A 17,827-nucleotide genomic window follows, 5' to 3' on the forward strand; every position below is an offset into this window, starting at 1 on the left:
CTTATCCGGGACCCAGGGGCCGCCGCACAGCGGTGGCCCTGCCGCGCGTCAAGTCGTTGCGCTGAGCCCAGTCCCCTGGGTCCCGGCTCTCCGCTGCGCTTCGGCCGGGATGACGAGGTTGGGTGTCCATATGAAAAAGGCCCCCATCACACGATGGGGGCCTTTTCAATTTCAGCCCTGGACGATCCCTACAGCAGCGACGAGATCGCCTTGCGCGCCGCCTCGCCCAGGTCCGGGCGTTTCAGGGCTAGGGCGACATTGGCCTTCAGCAGGCCGATCTTGTCGCCGCAGTCGTGGGTGTCGCCTTCGTAGACATAGGCGTGGAAGGCCTGGTCCTGCATCAGCTTGGCCATCGAGTCGGTCAGCTGGATCTCGTTCCCGGCGCCCTTCTCCTGGCTGGCCAGCAGGTCGAAGATCTCGGGCTGAAGGATGTAGCGGCCGGCGATGGCCCAGTTCGACGGGGCCGTGCCCTTGGCCGGCTTCTCGACCATGCCGCTCATCGTGGCCAGGCGACCCTCGACCTTGCTGGGCGCGACGACGCCGTACTTGTGGGTCTCGCTCTCGGGCACTTCCTCGACGCCGATGACGTTGCCGCCGCCAACCTGGTCGTAGACCTCGATCAGCTGGGCCAGCGCCGACTTCGGCGAGTCGACGATGACGTCGGGCAGCAGCACAGCGAACGGCTCGTCGCCGATGATGTCGCGGGCGCACCACACCGCGTGGCCCAGGCCCAGCGGGGCCATCTGGCGCACGAAGCTCATCTCGCCCGGCTTGGGCAGTTCGTCGCGCAGCTGCTTGAGGATCTCGAGCTTGCCCTTGGCCTCGAGCTGCATCTCGAGTTCGATCTGGTGGTCGAAATAGTCCTCGATCGCGCCCTTGCTCCGCCCCGTGACGAAGACGAAGTGCTCGATGCCGGCGGCTCGGCCTTCCTCGACGATGTAGGACAGGATCGGCCGGTCCACGACGTTGAGAAGTTCCTTCGGCGTCGACTTCGTCCCGGGCAGGACGCGGGTGCCCAAGCCGGCGACGGGAAGGACGGCCTTGCGGACGGGTTTCATGAGCACCTCGTGTCTGTGTCTCGGATGAACAGGGTTCTAGAGCGTGCCCCCCCGGCGCGCCACCACCGTTGCGTGACAACGGTGTCGGTAATGCGTTCCAACAACGGAATGATTGATGTTCGCGCCAGGCCTGCTAGCTCAGGACGCGGATTTGGCCATCGGAAACACTTTCATGCGCGCTCGGTTCCTTCTTCTCGCCGCCCTGGCCAGCCTTTCGCTGGCGGCCTGCGGTCCTTCCAAGGAAGACCTGGCCGCGCGGCAGGCGGCGATGGCGGCCTCCAAGACCGCCGGCGCCGAATTCCTGGCCAAGAACGCCAAGGAGCCGGGCGTCGTCACTCTGCCCAGCGGCCTGCAGTACAAGGTGATCCGCTCGGGCCCGGAAACCGGCGTGCACCCGCGCCCGATCGACGAGGTCAAGGTCCACTACGAGGGCAAGCGCCTGGACGGCGTCGTCTTCGACAGCTCCTACGAGCGCGGCGTGCCCGCCTCGTTCCCGCTGCGCGGCCTGATCCCGGGCTGGGTGGAAGCCATGCAGCTGATGCGCCCGGGCGACGAGTGGATGCTCTACGTGCCCGCCGATCTGGCCTACGGCGACAACCAGGCCGGGGCCGACATTCCGCCGGGCAGCACCCTGGTGTTCAAGATCGAGCTGATCGACGTGCTGCGCAGCAAGCTGCAGGCCCCCAAGAGCTGATCTGTAAGCTGACGAACCGGACCGGGAGCGGGCGCTGTCTTGCGCCCACGTTGCTAGCTGGTTTCAAATCGTTGCGCCGCGGTCAAAGCGCTTGGCTCCCCAAATCTCCTGGCTGATAGCGACACTCACTCGCAAGAAGCTTGGCTGGAGTTGGGGATGTCGCGCGTCACGTTTGCTTCCGTTCTGATGGGGTCCGCCGCGGCCCTGGCCCTGTCGGGCGCGGCCATGGCCGCCGAGCCCGCGCCGGACGCGGCTGATCTCGACGGCGTCGTCGTCACCGCCGCCGGCTTCGAGCAGAAGCTGGTCAACGCCCCCGCCAGCGTCACCGTCGTGCCGCGCGAGGAGCTGCAGGAGATGCGCGCGGCGAGCCTCGCCGAAGTGCTGACCAACGTCGAAGGCGTCGACGTCGGCGGCGCGGTCGGCAAGACCGGCGGCCTCAACATCAACATCCGGGGCATGGGCAGCGACTACACGCTGATCCTGATCGACGGCCGCCGCCAGAACACCGCCGGCAGCGTCACGCCCAACGGCTTCGGCGAGACCTCGACCAGCTTCCTGCCGCCGGTGGCGGCCATCGAGCGCATCGAGGTGGTGCGGGGCCCGGTCTCGACCCTCTACGGCTCGGACGCCATGGGCGGCGTCGTCAACATCATCACCCGCAAGGTCGGGACCAGGTGGAGCGGCACGGCCAGCCTCGACGCCACCGTCCAGGGCGACGACGAATTCGGCAATCTCTACGGCGGCAACCTCTACGCCAACGGCCCGATCGTCCGTGATCTGCTGGGCCTGGCCGTGCGCGGCAGCTTCCTGAACCGCGAGGCCTCGAAGCTGACCTACGAGACCGTCAACGGCGTAGACACGCCGATCACGGGCTTCGGTCGCAGCGCCACCAAGAGCGAGCTGCGCACGATCGGCGCGCGCCTGACCCTGACGCCGCACGCCGACCACGACCTGTGGCTCGACATCGACGAGTCCACCCAGTGGTACGACAACGCCCAAGGTCAGATGGGCACCAACACCACGGCCGGCGGCTACGCCAACGCCCTGGAGTTCAACCGTCGCCAGATCGCCCTGGCCCACAACTGGCGCCTGCCGTTCGGCCAGATCGAGAGCAACCTCTCGCAGGCCAAGACCGAGACAATCGGCCGGATCATCCCCAACGGCGTGGCCGGGGCCGGCGGCGCCCGCGACCTGGAATCCACCAACACCATCTTCGACACCAAGCTCTATTCGCGCTGGAAGAACCACACCTTCACGATCGGCGGCCAGTACTGGGACGCCGAGATGAAGGACGGCGTCGCGCCGCAGCCCTTCGTGCACGAGCAGTGGGCGGTGTTCGCCGAGGACGAATGGCGCTTCACCGAGGGTCTGGCCCTGACCCTGGGCGCGCGCCACGACGACCACAGCGTGTTCGGCGGTCACTTCAGCCCGCGCGCCTATCTCGTGTGGAACGCCAGCGACAACTGGACCTTCAAGGGCGGGGTAAGCCAGGGCTTCAAGACCCCGCGCCTGGAGCAGCTGGCCCCCGGCATCAACGGCTTCGGCCAGCAGGGCCGCCTGCCGCTGCTGGGCTCGCCGGGCCTGCAGCCGGAAACCAGCACCAGCACCGAGGCCGGCGCCTATTACGACAACCAGGCCGGCTTCACGGCCAACGTCACGGTCTTCCACAACAAGTTCGAGGACAAGATCGCCAGCGGCCCGCCGGTGACCAACTGCGCCTTCGGCCTGAACCAGGCGCAGTACAATTCCGGTCAGGGCCGCCCGGCCGGCTGCGTCGACGTCGGCTTCTTCCCGAACGCGGCCACCTTCGGCCAGAGCATCAACATCGACGAGGCCGTCACCCAGGGCGTCGAGGCCGCCGCGCGCTGGCGCTTCGCCGACGGCTGGACGGCGGGCCTGAACTACACCTTCACCGACAGCGAGCAGAAGAGCGGCGCGGAGGCCGGCCGCAAGCTGACCGACACGCCCGAGCACATGCTCAACGGCAACCTGCGCTGGCGGGTGACCGACCGGGTGAACGCCTGGGTGCGCGGCGAATACCGCAGCGAGCGCTATCGCGGCGAGGGCCCGGCCCGTGTCGCCCTGGGCGACTACAAGGCCTACAGCCTGTTCCACCTCGGCGGCTCGTTCAAGGCGACCGAGAAGGTCACGCTGAACGCCACGGTCTACAACCTGTTCAACAAGGACTTCGTCCGCCAGCTGCCCTACGGGACGCCGGTGGCCTACGCGCCCGAATATACCAACAACCAGGAGCCCCGCCGCCTGTGGGTCTCGGTGCAGGTGGACTTCTAGAAGCGGAAGGGGCGGCTCTCGGCCGCCCCTTTTCATTTGCGTTTTGTCCGACGGGCTTCAGCGCCAGCGGGCGCCTGGGCCGAGAAACAGCGACCGGGCGACCACCCGCCAGGGGATGACGATCGGAAAGATCACGACGAGCAGGCAGGCGAAGGCGGTGGCCAGCGTATCCTCGTCCATCCGGCCGCTCGACCACCTGGGCCAGGCCACGACGGCCAGCCATATCGCTTTCCAGGCGATCTCGAACATCAGCAGCGGCAGCATGCGCAGCGGGTGGCGCAGGCCCAGGATCGCCAGCAGCGACAGCGCGCCCAGCATGCATTGCACCACGCCTTCCATCAGCTCCCAGCCGGCGTGACGGGCGACGATGCCGGGCCAGACCTGGGTTCCCAGGCCGACCACCAGCAACAGGTAGCCGCAGCGCAGGAGGTTCAGTCGCCAGGCCGGCAGGTCGGCGCCCTCGGTCGCGGCCATGGGGGGCGAGGCGAGGGATTGGGGGGCGAGGGCGGTCACTATTCGACGTCCTTGAGGATCTTCTCGATCGCGGCCAGTCGCGTCTTGATCTCGGCCAGTTCGTCGAGAACGTCCTGCGGTCGCGCTTCGCCGTTCTGGGCGGCGATCCTGGCTCGCATGACCGAGGCCGCGTAGATGATGCCGAAGACCAGCAGGATGGTCGCCAGCGGCATGCCGATCGTCAGCAGAAAGATGGTCGCACTCACGGTTAGCCCCCTTGCCTTTCGGGTTTGTCGGACAGCGTCGCGGCCGCCTCGGCGATCGATTGCGGCGTAAGCTCGACGCGGAAGTCGGCGACCTCGAAATAGTTCAAGGCCTTGCCGTCGGCCGAAAGCTCCAACTGGCTGGTGACCAGTCCCGCCGCCTCGAGCTTGTTCAGGTGCAGGTGGAGCAGAGGCCGGCTGATGCCGATCTCGCGCGCCAGCCGGCTGACATAGTTGCGGCCGCCGACCTTCAGCGCCGCCAGGATCCGCAGCCGATGCGGGTTGTCGAGCGCCGACAGGATCGCCGCCAGCTCGTCGCCCGAGATCACTGTTCCAGTCCGAGTTTCATGTGTCAGTTATTTCTGACATATGAAACCGAGTCAAGACGACGTTGGCGAACCGTCACGCCGGATAGGCTGAGGCGGGAAGCCGCCTTAGTCGGTGAACACCACCGTCTTGCGGCCGTTCAGCAGCACCCGGTCCTCCAGGCGCCAGCGCAGGGCGCGGGCCAGGACGCGGCGCTCGATGTCGCGGCCCTTGCGGACCAGGTCCTCGGGGGTGTCGCGGTGGCTGATGCGCTCGACGTCCTGCTCGATGATCGGTCCCTCGTCCAGGTCGCCGGTGACGTAGTGGGCGCTGGCCCCGATCACCTTCACGCCGCGCGCGTGGGCCTGGTGGTAGGGCTTGGCGCCCTTGAAGCCGGGCAGGAACGAGTGGTGGATGTTGATGCAGCGGCCCGAGAGCTTGGCGGCCAGGCCGTCCGACAGCACCTGCATGTAGCGGGCGAGCACGACGATGTCGGTCCGCGTCTCCTGGATCAGCTTCCAGAGCGCGGCTTCCTGCTCGAACTTGGTCTCCTTGGTCACCGGCAGGTGATGGAAGGGCAGGCCCGACAGGTCGACGTGGGTGTAGGTCTCGGCGGGATGGTTGGCGACGATCGCGGTGACGTCCATCGGCAGTTCGCCGATGCGCCAGCGATAGACCAGGTCGGCCAGGCAGTGGTCGAACTTGCTGGCCAGGATCATCACCCGGTAGCGCTGGTTGGGATCGCGCAGGGTCCAGCGCATCGAGAAGCCCTTGGCCAGGGCCTCGAACTCGCCGCGCAGCGCGTCGCGGTCGGCGCCGTCGGGATCGAAGACGACGCGCATGAAGAAGTCGCCCGTCTCCTGGTCGTCGAACTGCTGGGCGTCGAGGATGTTGCAGCCGCGCTCGAAGAGGAAGGTCGAGACCTTGGCGACGATGCCGGGCTGGTCGGGGCAGGAGAGGGTCAGGATCATGGTCCGTCTCCTCTAAAGCTTGGCCCCGCCGAAGAAAAGCGGTGACGCAGCACGTTTCTTGCGCGCGGGCCGAGCTTTTCTCAGGCCGCGGCACGATCCTGCCCGGCCTGCGTCGCCCGGGCTTGGCGGGCCGGGGCGGCGCGCTCTAGGCTCGCCGCATGGTTTCCTCTCCCGAAGCGCTTTCCGCCCGCGCGGTCGACATCCTGGCCAGGCTGGTCGCGTTCGACACCACCTCGCGCGGCTCGAACCTGGCCCTGATCGAATGGGTCGAGGCCTATCTCTCCGACCTGGGCGTGGCCTCGCGGCGGGTGCCCAACGCCGACGGCGCCAAATCCAACCTGATGGCCAGCATCGGCCCGGCGGTCGAGGGCGGCGTCGTCCTGTCCGGTCACACGGACGTGGTGCCGGTCGACGGCCAGCCCTGGTCCAGCGACCCCTGGGTCCTGACGCAGCGCGACGGCCGCCTCTATGGCCGGGGAACCTGCGACATGAAGGGGTTCCTCGCCCTGGCCCTGGCGGCCACGCCCGACCTGGTCGCCGCCGACCTCAAGCGTCCCGTCCACCTGGCCTTCTCCTATGACGAGGAGGTCGGCTGCCTGGGCGCCCCCGACATGATCGCCGTCATCGCCCGCGACCTGCCCAGGCCCGCCCTCGTCGTGGTCGGCGAGCCCACCGACATGGTCGCCGTGCAGGCCCACAAGGGCATCGCCAGCTACTGGGTGACGGTGACCGGCCGCGAGGCCCATTCCAGCCTCACCCACCTGGGCGTCTCGGCCAACATGGTGGCCGTCAAGCTGATGAGCCATCTGGTCGAACTGTCCGAGCGGCTGGAGCGCCAGGCCGATCCGGCCTCGCCGTTCCTGCCCAAGGGCGCGACCCTGACCATCGGCCAGGTCAACGGCGGCACGGCGGTGAACATCCTGGCGCGACAGTGCGTGTTCGTCTTCGACTTGCGCACGCCGCCGGGCCTGGACCCGCAGGCCATACTCGCCGACTTCTTCGCCCTGGCGGGCCAGCTGGACGCCGAGGTGCGGGCGAAGGCGCCCGAGGGCGGGGTCAAGGTCGAGGTGCGCTCGCTCACCCCGTCCTTCGCGCCGGAAAAGGATGGCGCGGCCGAGGCCTTCGCCCGCCGCATGGCCGGCGACAACGGCCCGGCCCGCGTGGCGCCCTACGCCGCCGAGGCGGGGCAGTTCCAGGGCGCGGGCTTCTCCACCGTCATCTGCGGTCCCGGCTCGATTGACCAGGCCCACCAGCCTGACGAATATGTCGAGATCGCCCAGATGGAGCGCGGCGCCCAGTTCATGCGGCGTCTGATCGACGACCTCGCCACTGCCTGATGACGATCCGGCGGCCGAAGAAGGCCACCGGGTCCAGCGCCATGGCCCGCAGGATGTCGACCGTCGGCGCCTTGCGGGCGGCCTGGATCTCGCGACGCGAGGCCAGGATGGGGTCCAGGTCGGCCTTCACGAAGGCGGCCTTGAAGCCCTTCCACACCGGCCCGGCGTCCTTGCGGCGCAGGTGCAGCAGGAAGAGGCCGGCGGTCACCGCGAAGTGCAGCGGCGCGCTCCACCACAGCATCGGCGAGGGCGTGTTCTTCAGGAAGGTCCAGACCCGGTTGCGGGTGCCGTGGAACAGGGCGAAGTCCGAGCGCACCCCCAGCGTCGCCGAGCCGACGTGCTCGACCTTGGCGTCCGGGATCAGCAGGGTCGGCTCGCCGGCCAGCCGCAGGCGATAGCCCAGGTCGACGTCCTCGCAGTAGCAGAAGAACCGCTCGTCGAAGCCGCCCAGGCCCAGGAAAAGGTCGCGGTCCAGCATCATCGCCGCGCCGCAGGCCGAGAACACCTCGCCCTCGAAGACCTTGGCCGACTCCTTGCGGCGATAGCCGCCGCGGAACGGGATGCCGGCCGAGGTCATGACGTCGCCGGCGCCGTCCATCAGGCCCGGCTCGTCGGCCACCAGCTGCAGCGAGGCGAAGCTGCTGACGTCGGGGTGACGCTCGACGGCGGCCGCCAGCCTCGCCAGCCAGTCCGGGTGCGGATAGGCGTCCGGGTTCAGCAGCACCAGCCAGCGGCCGCGCGCCTGCCGGGCGGCAAGGTTGTTGCCGGCGGCGAAGCCGGTGTTGGCGCCGGGCTCGATCAGCCGGATCGACGGGTCGGCCTTGGCGGCGGCCTGCGGCGCGCCGTCGGTCGAGGCGTTGTCGACCAGCAGCACCTCGAAGTCGCGGAAGCCCTGAGCCGACAGGCCCGCCAGGCAGCGGGCCAGGGTCGGGCCGCTCTGGTAGGCGACGATGATGACGCTGAACGCGGGAGAAACGGTCGGCATGCCCAAAAAGCTTGGTTGAACGCGGCGCGACACTCGCTAACACAGGGAACCCTGCAAAGGTAAGGCGAAGGTGATCAAGCAGCTCAAGCGTATGGTCTGGCGCATGGCGCCCGGAGCCTCGCACGCCCTGTCGGTTCGCCTGCCCTATGTTCGCGCCTGGCTCGCCTACGGCTGGAATCGTCGACGGATCAGGCGCGCGGCCGCCGATGCGCCGGTGATCGTCGCGGGCTTCCACGGCGCGGTGCTGGGACTGGGCGAAGCCGCGCGGGGGCTGACGCGCGCCCTGCGCCAGGCCGGCCGGCGGGTGGTCGCCTGGGACGTGTCCGAGCGTCTTGGCCATGCCCGTCGGCTGGCCGACGGCGATCCTGCCCAGCCGCCGGAAGGGCCAGCGGTCCTCGTCGCCCACATGAACCCGGTCGAGCTGATCCACCTGATCGCGGAGACCCGGGGAGCGCCCTTCCGCGGTCGCCGGACGATCGGCTACTGGGCCTGGGAGCTGCCGCGCATTCCCCGAGGCTGGCGCGCGGCCTTTCGCTATGTCGACGAGGTCTGGACCCCGTCGACCTTCACCGCCGACGCCGTGCGGGCCGCCGCGCCTCGCGGACTGACCGTTCGCGTCATGCCCCATCCCGTGGCCGTGTCCGACGTTGCTCCGGATCGCGGCCGCTTCGGCCTGCCCGAGGGCGTGGTGGTCGTGCTGTGCGCCTTCGACTTCCGCTCCTCGATCGCGCGCAAGAACCCGCTGGGGGCCATCGAGGCCTATCGCCGGGCCGCCGCACGCAGCGCCGCGCCCTCCATGCTGGTGCTGAAGACGGTCGGGGCCGAGGATGCGCCCGAGGCGGCCGCGGCCGTGCGCGCGGCGATCGGCGAGGCGGGGGGCGTGCGCCTGCTGACCGAGTCGATGAGCGCCGACGACCGCGACCGCCTGCTGGCGTCCAGCGACATCCTGCTCTCGCTGCATCGCGCCGAGGGTTTCGGCCTGTTTCCGGCCGAAGCCATGGCCGCGGGCAAGGCGGTGGTGGCGACCGGCTGGTCGGGCAACCTCGACTTCATGGACCAGGACAACGCCGTGCTGGCGCCGGCCGGCCTGATCCCGGTCGAGGACGCGCAGGGGCTCTACGCCGACGACGTCTGGGCCGATCCCGACCTCGACGCGGCGGCCGCCGCCCTGGCCGCCCTGATCGACGACGCCGGCGCCCGCGCCGCGCTGGGCCGGCGGGCCCGGGATGCGATCGCCGCCCGACTTTCCCTGTCCGCGATCGGCGCGACCGCCGCCGCGGCTCTTTGACGAAGACGCCCCATGAACATCACGCCCCTGGCCATTCCCGAAATCCTGCTCATCGCCCCCGCGCGCCACGGCGACGAGCGGGGCTGGTTTTCCGAGACCTTCCGCCAGTCGGCGCTGGACGAGGCGGGCTTCGAGGGCGGGACCTTCGTGCAGGACAATCACGTGCGCTCGACGACGCGCGGCATCGTGCGCGGGCTGCACTTCCAGAGGCCGCCGCACGGCCAGGCCAAGCTGCTGCGCTGCGTGCGCGGCGCGATCTTCGACGTGGCGGTGGACATCCGCGTGGGTTCGCCCACCTACGGCCAGTGGGTCGGCGCCGAGCTGTCGGCCGACAACGCCCTGCAGCTGCTGGTTCCCGAAGGGTTCGCCCACGGCTACTGCACGCTGACCGACGAGTGCGAGGTGCTCTACAAGGTCACCGGCTACTACGCGCCGCAGGCCGAGAGGGCGGTGCGCTTCGACGATCCGGCCATCGGTGTCGACTGGACGATCCCGCGCGCCGAACTGACCGCCAACGCCCGCGACGCGTCTGCCCCGCTGCTGGCCGACCTCGCCAGTCCCTACGCCTACGAGGCCTGAGCGCCCGCCAGGCGCGAGGCGGCCCAGTCGGCCGCGTCGCGGACGGTCTCGTCCGCGTCCGCGCGCAGCGGCTGCACGACGGCCAGCAGGCCGGGATCGCCGCTGTTGCCGATGGCGTAGAGCACGTTGCGCACGAAGCGGTCGCGGCCGATGCGCTTGATCGGGCTCTTGCTGAACAGGGCCCTGAACGACGGATCGTCCAGCGCCGCCAGGTCGGCCAGGGCCGGGGTCTTCAAGGTCTCGCGGGCGTGGAACTTGGCCTCGGCCGACAGGCTGGCGAACTTGTTCCACGGGCAGGCGGCCAGGCAGTCGTCGCAGCCGTAGATTCGGTTGCCCAGCAGGGGGCGGAACTCGTCCGGGATCGGGCCGGCCAACTCGATGGTCAGGTAGGAGATGCAGCGCCGCGCATCCAGCCGGTGGGGCGCTGGGAAGGCGTTCGTCGGGCAGATGTCCAGGCAAGCCCGGCACGAGCCGCAGCGGTCGAACTCCTCCGGGTCCGGCGGCAGGTCCAGGGTGGTCAGCACGCTGCCCAGGAACAGCCACGAGCCGAACTGGCGCGAGACGAGGTTGGTGTGCTTGCCCTGCCAGCCCAGGCCCGCGCGCTGGGCCAGCGGCTTTTCCATCAGCGGCGCGGTGTCGACGAACACCTTGACCTCCTCGCCCCAGCGGCGGTGCATCCAGCCGGCCAGCTGCTTGAGGCGCTTCTTGACCACGTCGTGATAGTCGTCGCCCTGGGCGTAGACGCTGATGGCGGCGCGGTCGCGGTGCTCCAGCTGGGTCAGGGGATCGATGTCGGGGCCGTAGTTGACGCCCAGGACCACGGCGCTACGGGCGTTCGTCCACATGGCGGTGGGGTGGCTGCGCCGCTCGAGCGTCTCCTCCATCCAGCCCATGGCCCCGTGCAGGCCCTCGGCCACGAACTGGCGCAGCCACTCGCCGTTCGGCCAGGCGTCGGCGGCCGACGCGAAGCCGCACGCGTCGAAGCCCAGCGCGAGGGCTTCGCGGCGGATCTCGTCCCGGATGGCCAGAAAACGGTCTTTGGGCGTCAGGTCAGAAGTCGAGGTCGTCATAGTGCGCGGCCGGCGCGAGGCCGGGCCAGCGATCGGCCAGGATGGGCCTGAAGCACGGCCTCGATTTCAGCTTCATGTACCAGGTGCGAACCGCGGGGAAGTCCTTCCACGGCACGTCGCCGAAATAGTCGATGACGGAAAGGTGCGCCGCGCCGGCGAAGTCGCCCAGGCTCATGCGGCGGCCGGCCAGCCAGTCGCGTTGCTGCAGCAGGCTTTCCATGTAGCCCAGATGATCGCGCAGGGCGTCTCGGCCGCGTCGCAGGGAGGAGAGGTCCGGCGCGCCCATCCGCAGCAGGCGCTTTTCCATCTTCTCGTGCAGCAGGAAGCCGTTGACCTCGTTGTCGAACTTGCGGTCGAACCACTGCATCAGGCGGCGGGCCTCGGCGCGCTCGCCGGCCTCGCGGCCCAGCAGGGCCGGTTCGGGCTCCTGTTCCTCGATATGCTCGAGGATGGCGCGGCTTTCGCAGATCACGGCGGTGCGCTGGTGGCGGGTCTCGACCAGCACCGGCGTCAGGCCCGACGGGTTCAGCGCCGTGAACTCCGGCGGCGACTCCCAATAGCGCACCTGGACCTCGGAGAACGCCACCCGCTTTTCGCCCAGCGCGAGGCGCACCTGGCGCGAGGCCGGGTCCAACGGGAAATGGTGAAGAGTGCGTTCGACGCTCATGCCCACATGCGTTCAGGCTGCATCGTCTGATCGATGCGCCGCTTTGCTTAACAAGATATTGCCGGGCAAGGACTATTCGGCCGAATGGGCGCTTTTGGGGGGCGAAACCCATGACCCCTCTCCCCTTATCGGAGAGTGTGGCCTGCAAAGCAGGTCGGGTGAGGGGGCTCTCAGAGCTCTCTACCCGTAAAATCCCCGCGAAAGCGGGGACCCAGGCTTTTTCTGAAACGCGCCGCGCTCGACGATAAAACACCTGGGTCCCCGCTTTCGCGGGGATTTTACGGATTGGGGATCGTCCTGATTTCCTAATCCGTCCGCCAGCGCCTGCTCCCAAAAGGGGGAGAAGGATCAGCTATTCGCCCGCGCGATCAGCGCCGTGGTGCTCTGGCCGGCCTTCAGGTCGGCCAGCACCACCCGGCCGCCGTTGGCCAGCACCACGTCCGAGCCGACCACGGTCTCGACCGTGTAGTCGGCGCCCTTGACCAGAACATCCGGCTTGATGGCGGTGATCAGGTCCAGCGGCGTCTCCTCGTCGAACAGGGTGACGAGGTCGACGGCCGACAGAGAGGCCAGCACCGCGGCGCGGGCGTCTTCCTTCTGCACCGGGCGGGTCGGGCCCTTCAGGCGCTGGACAGAGGCGTCGGTGTTGAGGCCCAGCACCAGGCGGTCGCAGGCGGCCTTGGCCTGGGCCAGCAGCGAGACGTGGCCGGGGTGCAGCAGATCAAAGCAGCCGTTGGTGAAGCCCACCGACAGGCCGCGCGCGCGCCAGCCGGCGACGATCTCCAGCATGCGGGCCCGGTTGGCGATCTTCTCCTGGCCGGGATCGCCGTGGGCGCCGGCCAGCACGGCCTTCAGTTCGGCGGCGGTGACGACGTCGGTGCCCAGCTTGGCCACCACCAGGCCGGCGGCGGCGTTGGCCAGGCGGGCGGCGGCGGGCAGGTCGGCGCCGGCGGCCAGCGACAGGGCCAGGGTGGCGGCCACGGTGTCGCCGGCGCCCGAGACGTCGAACACCTCCAGCGCGCTGGCCGGCAGGTGCACGTGGGCCGCGCCGCGCTGCGACAGGGTCATGCCGGCCGCGCCGCGGGTGACCAGGGCGGCCGAAAGGTTGGGAGCGGCCGCAAGGATCGCCTCGCCGGCCGCTTCGGCCGCCTCGTCGTCGGCGCCGGCCACGCCCGTGGCCTCGGCGGCCTCGCGGCGGTTGGGCTTGATCACCGTGGCGCCGTCGTAGCGCGCCAGGTCGCGGCTCTTGGGATCGACGATCACCGGCTTGCCGGCGGCGCGGGCGGCGGCGATGGCGGCGGCCAGCACCTGCGGCGTCAGCACGCCCTTGGCGTAGTCGGACAGCACCACGACGTCGGCCGAGGGCAGGACGGCCTCGAAAACCGCCAGCACCAGGGCCTGGTCGGCCGGATGCCGGTCCTCGCGGTCGGCGCGCAGCATCTGGTGTGACGCGGCCACATAGCGGGTCTTCTCGGTGGTGCGGCGGTCGGGATCGACGGCCAGGGCGCTTTCCAGGCCCGGCTCACGCTCGACCAGGGCGGCCACGGCGCGGCCGGCGTCGTCGTCGCCGATCAGCCCGGCCAGCACCGCCCGGCCCCCGAGGGCGGCGACGTTGCGGGCCACGTTGCCGGCCCCGCCCAGCATGGTGGTTTCCCGCTCGATGGCGATCACCGCCACCGGCGCTTCCGGCGAGATGCGGTCCACCGCGCCATAGACGAACCGGTCGAGCATGACGTCGCCCAGCACCAGCACGGTCTTGCCGGAAAAGGCGTCGGGCAGGCGGGCCAGGGTGTCGTCCATGGAAGAGGGCTCGTCGGTGGGGAGAAGGCCGCTAATTGGGCGCATCGCGGCGAGAGAGCAAGAGGTGCGAGATCCTCCCCCTCTGGGGGAGGTGGCCCGCAGGGCCGGAGGGGGGGCGTTTTCAGCTTCCCCCGACGTTTGCCGGCGCCGCGCCATCCCCCTCCGTCGGCTTCGCCGACACCTCCCCCGGAGGGGGAGGATCAGTGCCTCGGATCGGGATGCAGCAGCACGTCGGCCGTCGGGAAGGCCGCCTTCACCCGGTCCTCGGCCGCGCTCATGATCGCGTGGGCCTGCGCCAGGCTCTGGCCGGCGGCCAGGTCCATGTGGCCCTGGACGTGGATGTGCGGGCCGGCCGCGCGGGTGCGCAACTGGTGGACGCCGCCGACGCGGGCGTCGTCGGTCAGCAGGGCCAGGATCGCCTCGCGGTCCTCGACCGGCAGCTCGTGGTCCATCAGCTGGTCGGCGGCCTGGCGCAGCACCCCCACCGCGCCCCACAGCAGCCAGGCGGCGACCAGCAGGCCGGCGGCGGCGTCGACCCAGGCCCAGCCCAGCAGGGCGACGGCGGCCAGACCGGCCAGCGTGACGGCGTTCGAGGCGAGGTCGGCGGCGTAGTGGGCGTGGTCGCCGGCCACCGCCACCGAGCGGGTGCGGGCCATCACGGCCGCCTGGGCGCGGATCAAGGCCAGGGTCAGAACGATCGAGACGACCATCACCCCCACGCCCCAGATACCGTGCTCGACCGGCTTGGGGTTCATCAGTCCGCCGATCGCCTCGCGGCCGATCAGGGCGGCGGAGGCGAACACCAGGCCCGCCTGGATCAGGCTGGAGAAGGCCTCGGCCTTGCCGTGGCCGAAGCGGTGCTCGGCGTCCGGCGGCTCGGCCGCGTAGCGCACGGCGAAGAAGGTGATCAGCGAGGCGACGAGGTCCAGCCCCGAGTCCGCCAGCGACGCCAGCATGGCCAGCGAGCCGCTGGCGATCCAGGCGCCGCCCTTGATGACGATCAGTATGGCGGCCGTGCCCACCGACAGGGCGGTGATCCGGCGGGTGAGGGCCTGATGCTCGGCGGCGGTGGCGGCGGGCGCGGTCATGATTCTAGGCGTAGCACGACCGCGCCCGAGTTTAAGACCCTACTGGCGATAGGTCAGACGGAAGTAGAAGTAGCGCCCCGGGGCGTCATAGGCGTTGGGGTCGAAGTTGTTGAGGCCGCAGCTGATGCAGCCCGGCGGGTCCTTGTCGAACAGGTTGTTGACGCCGAAGGCCACTGCGGTGGTCTCGCCCAGGAAGTCGGGCTTCCAGCGCAGCTGGGCGTCGACATAGGTGCGCGACGCCAGCTTGGCGTCGGCGGCCTGGGTCTCCTTGACCGACGACAGGTAGCGGGCCGAGGCGCTGGCGCCCCAGCTCTTCCAGTCCCAGTCGACGGTGAAGGTCGACTTGGTCTTCGGATAGGCCTGGTCGGGGCTGCCGCGCTCGGTGCCCTCGCGTGGAATCTCGGTGAAGCCCGTGGCTGTCGGCACGATCTCGGTGAACTCCAGCAGAAAGGTCGAGTACGACCGCACCGACAGGCGCCCGAAGCTGTAGTCGGGCGAGGACCACAGCAGGTTCAGGTCGATGGCCCGGGTCTGGATGCCGCCGATGTTGATCAGCGGGTTGGTGATCGCCGCCACCTGGCCCGAAGCGGTGCGGGTGATGGTCGAGCAGGCCAGGGCGTCGGCCAGTTCGGCGCAGCGCGACAGCAGGCTTTCCCCCGACAGCGCCTGGATCGCCGAGTCCAGCTGAATGTCGGAATAGGCCAGCTCGATCGAGCCGCCGCTGGCCCAGCTGGCTTCTTTCAGGGCCTTGGGCTCCCAGACGATGCTGAAGTTCTTGCTCTCGCTGGTCTCGGGTTTCAGCGTGTCGTTGCCGCTGGTGATCACCGACAGCTGCGGATTGAGCTGCACGTAGGATCCGCTGGCCGGCACGCCGGCGGCGACGCAGTTGGCCCGCACCGTGGCGCTGGCCGGGGTTCCGCCCGCCAGGCCCAGCATGTCCGAGCAGGGATCGGTGATCTCCTGGTCGAAGCGCGAGGCCGCGCCGTAGAGCTCGCCGATCGACGGGGCCCGGAAGCCCTGGCCCCAGGAGGCGCGCACCAGCACGTCTTCCGTCGGCCGCCAGTTGAGGCCGGCCTTGTAGATCGAGTCCGAGCCGGAGCTGGAATAGTCGAACCAGCGGCCCGCGCCCGAGATCTCCAGCCGGTGGATCAGCGGCAGGTCGGCCAGCAGCGGGGCGCGCAGTTCCAGATAGGCCTCGTCGACCTTGATCTCGCCCTTGGCCGGCTGGGCCGGGATGTCGGCCGACAGGCCGGCGGCGACGATGGCGTCGGGCTGGAAGTAGCCCTTGGTCTGCCGGTGCTCGTAGCCAGCGGCGAAGGCCAGCGGCCCGGCCGGCAGCTCGAACAGGTCGCCCGTCAGGTTGGCGGTGAAGTCGTGCAGTTCCTGCTGCGAGACGTCCTGCTGGGTGAAGCCGACGAAGGCCAGCATCTCCGGCGTGATCGAGCCGACGCCGCCGAAGATGTTCAGCGGCACGCACGAGCCGGTGCAGTTCGCGATCGGACCCAGGGCCTGCTGCACGCGGGCGGCGTTCAGGTTGCCGGTAAAGCTCTGTTCGGCGTGGTTGCGCGAGGCGGTGTAGCCCACGTCCCAGTACCAGCGCTTCGAACCCACGGCCCAGTCGCCCGACAGGGTGGCGTTGACGTTCCAGGTGTCGACGGTCTGGGCGTAGTGGCGCGGCCCGGCCTCGATCATCCGCCGGCCGACGAAGGCGTAGGTGCCGCTGGTCAGGGTGAAGCCGAACGGATTGTAGGGGTTGGTGGCGTCGATCGAGACGGTGTCGAGCAGGTTGCCGTTGCCGGCGTCGGGGCCGACGAACAGCGGGATCGGGGCCGCCTGGTTGGCCGACTTGCGCTGCACGTAGCTGCCGCGAACCTTCAGTTTCACGCTGTCGGTGAAGTCGTGGGTCACCGCGCCGAACAGGCTGACCCGCTCGGACGGGGTGACGATGTAGTTGTAGGGCTGGAAGTTGAAACGGTCGGCGTCGCCGGCGAAGTTGCGGAAGCTGCTGCCCGCGCCCGTGGGATCCAGCGGCGTGTAGGTCGGCCGCACCCCGGCGGCCAGGGCCGCCTTCAGGGTCAGGTCCATGTCGGCGCCGGTGTTGGGGTCGCTGACGATGAACCGGCCCAGCGGCGTGCCCGACGAGCAGCCGCCCGACAGGCACGAGGTTCCATAGGGGCTGGGATAGAGCGAGATGTCGCGGTCGGCCGACAGCACGCTCTTCTGCTTGAAGTAGCCGCCCCCGACCACGATGCTGGTCTTGCCCTCCGAGGCCCCCCACGAGACGTTGTAGTCCTGCGAGAAGCCGTCGCCCTCGCCGTAGCCGCCGGCCTGGGCCGACAGCTCCAGGCCCTGCTGGCGCTCGCGGGTGATGATGTTGACCACCCCGGCGATGGCGTCCGAGCCGTAGATCGGCGAGGCGCCCTCCTGCAGGATCTCGACATTGCGGATCATGGCGCTGGGGATGGTGTTGAGGTCGACCGCCCCCGGCACGCCCGAGGCCGAGGCCCCGCTGACCCAGCGCTGGCCGTCGACCAGCACCAGCGCCCGGCGCGAGCCTAGGTAGCGCAGGTCGATCTCGGCCGAGCCGGCGCCCACGCCGCCGCCGTCGGGCGGGTTGCCGAAGTTGCCCGAGTTGTTGAACTTGGAATTGAGGCCGCCGCCGGCGGCCGGCACGCGCTGCAGCACGTCGACGATCGAGGTCAGGCCGGTCTTGGCGATCGCCTCCTGGTCGATCTGGAAGACGGTCTGGGTCTTGTCGAGCGGGCTGACGCGGATGCGCGAGCCGGTGACCACGACGCCCTCGACGTCGGTGTCCGCGGGAGTCTGGGCGTGGGCCGCCAGCGGCGCGGCCGCGACGGAAGTCAGAAATAGCGAAAGAAGTCCTTGGCCGATGCGGTTCATGCCGTCCCTCTTGCTGCGACATCCGTATGGTCAAGGTTGAACTACGGATTCGCTCGCGCTGAAGGTGAATCGGCG

Annotated in this window: 17 protein-coding genes; 5 read left to right on the forward strand and 12 right to left on the reverse strand. The window is 69.7% G+C overall.

Annotated features, from left to right (window positions below):
- Window position 1: 1 nt before the first annotated feature.
- Both C1707_RS26625 and galU read right to left on the reverse strand, forming a co-directional pair.
- Window positions 2-130 (reverse strand): hypothetical protein, encoded by a 129-nt coding sequence (locus tag C1707_RS26625; RefSeq protein WP_240633884.1) that lies wholly within the window; start codon window positions 128-130, stop codon window positions 2-4.
- A gap of 58 nt (window positions 131-188) precedes the next feature.
- Complete coding sequence (galU, locus tag C1707_RS06590; RefSeq protein WP_101711121.1) at window positions 189-1,058, reverse strand: UTP--glucose-1-phosphate uridylyltransferase GalU; 870 nt, start codon at window positions 1,056-1,058, stop codon at window positions 189-191.
- A 172-nt stretch (window positions 1,059-1,230) separates the two neighbouring features.
- Between galU and C1707_RS06595 the strand changes: the two genes are divergently transcribed.
- A complete protein-coding gene (locus C1707_RS06595; RefSeq protein ID WP_101711120.1) occupies window positions 1,231-1,752 on the forward strand; it encodes a BamJ family beta-barrel-assembly machinery protein in 522 nt (173 codons plus the stop codon).
- A 156-nt stretch (window positions 1,753-1,908) separates the two neighbouring features.
- Window positions 1,909-4,044: a TonB-dependent receptor domain-containing protein gene (locus C1707_RS06600; protein WP_101711119.1), complete on the forward strand. Its 2,136-nt coding sequence runs from the start codon at window positions 1,909-1,911 to the stop codon at window positions 4,042-4,044.
- A 57-nt stretch (window positions 4,045-4,101) separates the two neighbouring features.
- Here C1707_RS06600 and C1707_RS06605 read toward each other — a convergent pair whose 3' ends face one another.
- The 4 genes from C1707_RS06605 to purU all read right to left on the reverse strand — a co-directional run bounded on the left by C1707_RS06605 (window position 4,102) and on the right by purU (window position 6,037).
- On the reverse strand, window positions 4,102-4,557 hold the full coding sequence (locus C1707_RS06605) for a hypothetical protein (protein WP_205686827.1): 456 nt from the start codon (window positions 4,555-4,557) through the stop codon (window positions 4,102-4,104).
- Window positions 4,557-4,763, reverse strand: coding sequence for a hypothetical protein (locus C1707_RS06610; protein ID WP_101711118.1), 207 nt, complete (start codon window positions 4,761-4,763; stop codon window positions 4,557-4,559). The genes C1707_RS06605 and C1707_RS06610 overlap by 1 nt, the downstream gene beginning before the upstream one ends.
- A gap of 2 nt (window positions 4,764-4,765) precedes the next feature.
- On the reverse strand, window positions 4,766-5,089 hold the full coding sequence (locus C1707_RS06615; protein WP_205686828.1) for an ArsR/SmtB family transcription factor: 324 nt from the start codon (window positions 5,087-5,089) through the stop codon (window positions 4,766-4,768).
- A gap of 105 nt (window positions 5,090-5,194) precedes the next feature.
- A complete protein-coding gene (gene purU / locus C1707_RS06620; RefSeq protein WP_101711116.1) occupies window positions 5,195-6,037 on the reverse strand; it encodes a formyltetrahydrofolate deformylase in 843 nt (280 codons plus the stop codon).
- Between the two features lie 158 nt (window positions 6,038-6,195).
- Between purU and argE the strand changes: the two genes are divergently transcribed.
- Window positions 6,196-7,374 carry an acetylornithine deacetylase gene (gene argE, locus C1707_RS06625; RefSeq protein ID WP_101711115.1) on the forward strand — a complete coding sequence of 393 codons (1,179 nt, stop codon included), beginning with the start codon at window positions 6,196-6,198 and terminating at the stop codon, window positions 7,372-7,374.
- Here the strand turns inward: argE and C1707_RS06630 are convergent.
- On the reverse strand, window positions 7,337-8,359 hold the full coding sequence (locus tag C1707_RS06630) for a glycosyltransferase family 2 protein (RefSeq protein ID WP_101711114.1): 1,023 nt from the start codon (window positions 8,357-8,359) through the stop codon (window positions 7,337-7,339). The two genes, argE and C1707_RS06630, sit on opposite strands and share 38 nt — an antisense overlap.
- A gap of 70 nt (window positions 8,360-8,429) precedes the next feature.
- Between C1707_RS06630 and C1707_RS06635 the strand changes: the two genes are divergently transcribed.
- Both C1707_RS06635 and rfbC read left to right on the forward strand, forming a co-directional pair.
- Window positions 8,430-9,647: a glycosyltransferase gene (locus tag C1707_RS06635; protein ID WP_101711113.1), complete on the forward strand. Its 1,218-nt coding sequence runs from the start codon at window positions 8,430-8,432 to the stop codon at window positions 9,645-9,647.
- A 12-nt stretch (window positions 9,648-9,659) separates the two neighbouring features.
- Window positions 9,660-10,226, forward strand: a complete 567-nt coding sequence (gene rfbC / locus C1707_RS06640; protein WP_101711112.1) for a dTDP-4-dehydrorhamnose 3,5-epimerase — start codon at window positions 9,660-9,662, stop codon at window positions 10,224-10,226.
- On the opposite strand, the gene queG is transcribed toward rfbC, so the two are convergent.
- The 5 genes from queG to C1707_RS06665 all read right to left on the reverse strand — a co-directional run bounded on the left by queG (window position 10,214) and on the right by C1707_RS06665 (window position 17,752).
- Entirely contained in the window at window positions 10,214-11,296 is a 1,083-nt protein-coding gene (gene queG / locus C1707_RS06645) for a tRNA epoxyqueuosine(34) reductase QueG (protein WP_101711111.1), read from the reverse strand. The two genes, rfbC and queG, sit on opposite strands and share 13 nt — an antisense overlap.
- Window positions 11,277-11,963 (reverse strand): FtsZ-binding protein FzlA, encoded by a 687-nt coding sequence (gene fzlA, locus C1707_RS06650; RefSeq protein WP_101711110.1) that lies wholly within the window; start codon window positions 11,961-11,963, stop codon window positions 11,277-11,279. Before fzlA ends, queG begins: the two co-directional genes overlap by 20 nt.
- Window positions 11,964-12,311: 348 nt before the next feature.
- Entirely contained in the window at window positions 12,312-13,763 is a 1,452-nt protein-coding gene (rfaE1, locus tag C1707_RS06655) for a D-glycero-beta-D-manno-heptose-7-phosphate kinase (protein ID WP_101711109.1), read from the reverse strand.
- A gap of 200 nt (window positions 13,764-13,963) precedes the next feature.
- The gene (locus C1707_RS06660) at window positions 13,964-14,851 is read right to left on the reverse strand and encodes a cation diffusion facilitator family transporter (protein ID WP_101711108.1); all 888 of its coding nucleotides are present in this window, start codon (window positions 14,849-14,851) and stop codon (window positions 13,964-13,966) included.
- A 39-nt stretch (window positions 14,852-14,890) separates the two neighbouring features.
- Window positions 14,891-17,752: a TonB-dependent receptor domain-containing protein gene (locus tag C1707_RS06665; protein ID WP_101711107.1), complete on the reverse strand. Its 2,862-nt coding sequence runs from the start codon at window positions 17,750-17,752 to the stop codon at window positions 14,891-14,893.
- Window positions 17,753-17,827: the final 75 nt, after the last annotated feature.

Origin of the sequence: Caulobacter flavus (genome assembly GCF_003722335.1) — a bacterium.
Taxonomy (GTDB): Bacteria; Pseudomonadota; Alphaproteobacteria; order Caulobacterales; family Caulobacteraceae; genus Caulobacter; species Caulobacter flavus.

Coding starts and splice junctions, on each gene's coding strand:
- C1707_RS26625 (WP_240633884.1), bottom strand. CDS start 130: ATGGACACCCAACCTCGTCATCCCGGCCGAAGCGCAGCGGAGAGCCGG.
- galU (WP_101711121.1), bottom strand. CDS start 1,058: ATGAAACCCGTCCGCAAGGCCGTCCTTCCCGTCGCCGGCTTGGGCACC.
- C1707_RS06595 (WP_101711120.1), top strand. CDS start 1,231: ATGCGCGCTCGGTTCCTTCTTCTCGCCGCCCTGGCCAGCCTTTCGCTG.
- C1707_RS06600 (WP_101711119.1), top strand. CDS start 1,909: ATGTCGCGCGTCACGTTTGCTTCCGTTCTGATGGGGTCCGCCGCGGCC.
- purU (WP_101711116.1), bottom strand. CDS start 6,037: ATGATCCTGACCCTCTCCTGCCCCGACCAGCCCGGCATCGTCGCCAAG.
- argE (WP_101711115.1), top strand. CDS start 6,196: ATGGTTTCCTCTCCCGAAGCGCTTTCCGCCCGCGCGGTCGACATCCTG.
- C1707_RS06630 (WP_101711114.1), bottom strand. CDS start 8,359: ATGCCGACCGTTTCTCCCGCGTTCAGCGTCATCATCGTCGCCTACCAG.
- rfbC (WP_101711112.1), top strand. CDS start 9,660: ATGAACATCACGCCCCTGGCCATTCCCGAAATCCTGCTCATCGCCCCC.
- queG (WP_101711111.1), bottom strand. CDS start 11,296: ATGACGACCTCGACTTCTGACCTGACGCCCAAAGACCGTTTTCTGGCC.
- fzlA (WP_101711110.1), bottom strand. CDS start 11,963: ATGAGCGTCGAACGCACTCTTCACCATTTCCCGTTGGACCCGGCCTCG.
- rfaE1 (WP_101711109.1), bottom strand. CDS start 13,763: ATGGACGACACCCTGGCCCGCCTGCCCGACGCCTTTTCCGGCAAGACC.
- C1707_RS06660 (WP_101711108.1), bottom strand. CDS start 14,851: ATGACCGCGCCCGCCGCCACCGCCGCCGAGCATCAGGCCCTCACCCGC.
- C1707_RS06665 (WP_101711107.1), bottom strand. CDS start 17,752: ATGAACCGCATCGGCCAAGGACTTCTTTCGCTATTTCTGACTTCCGTC.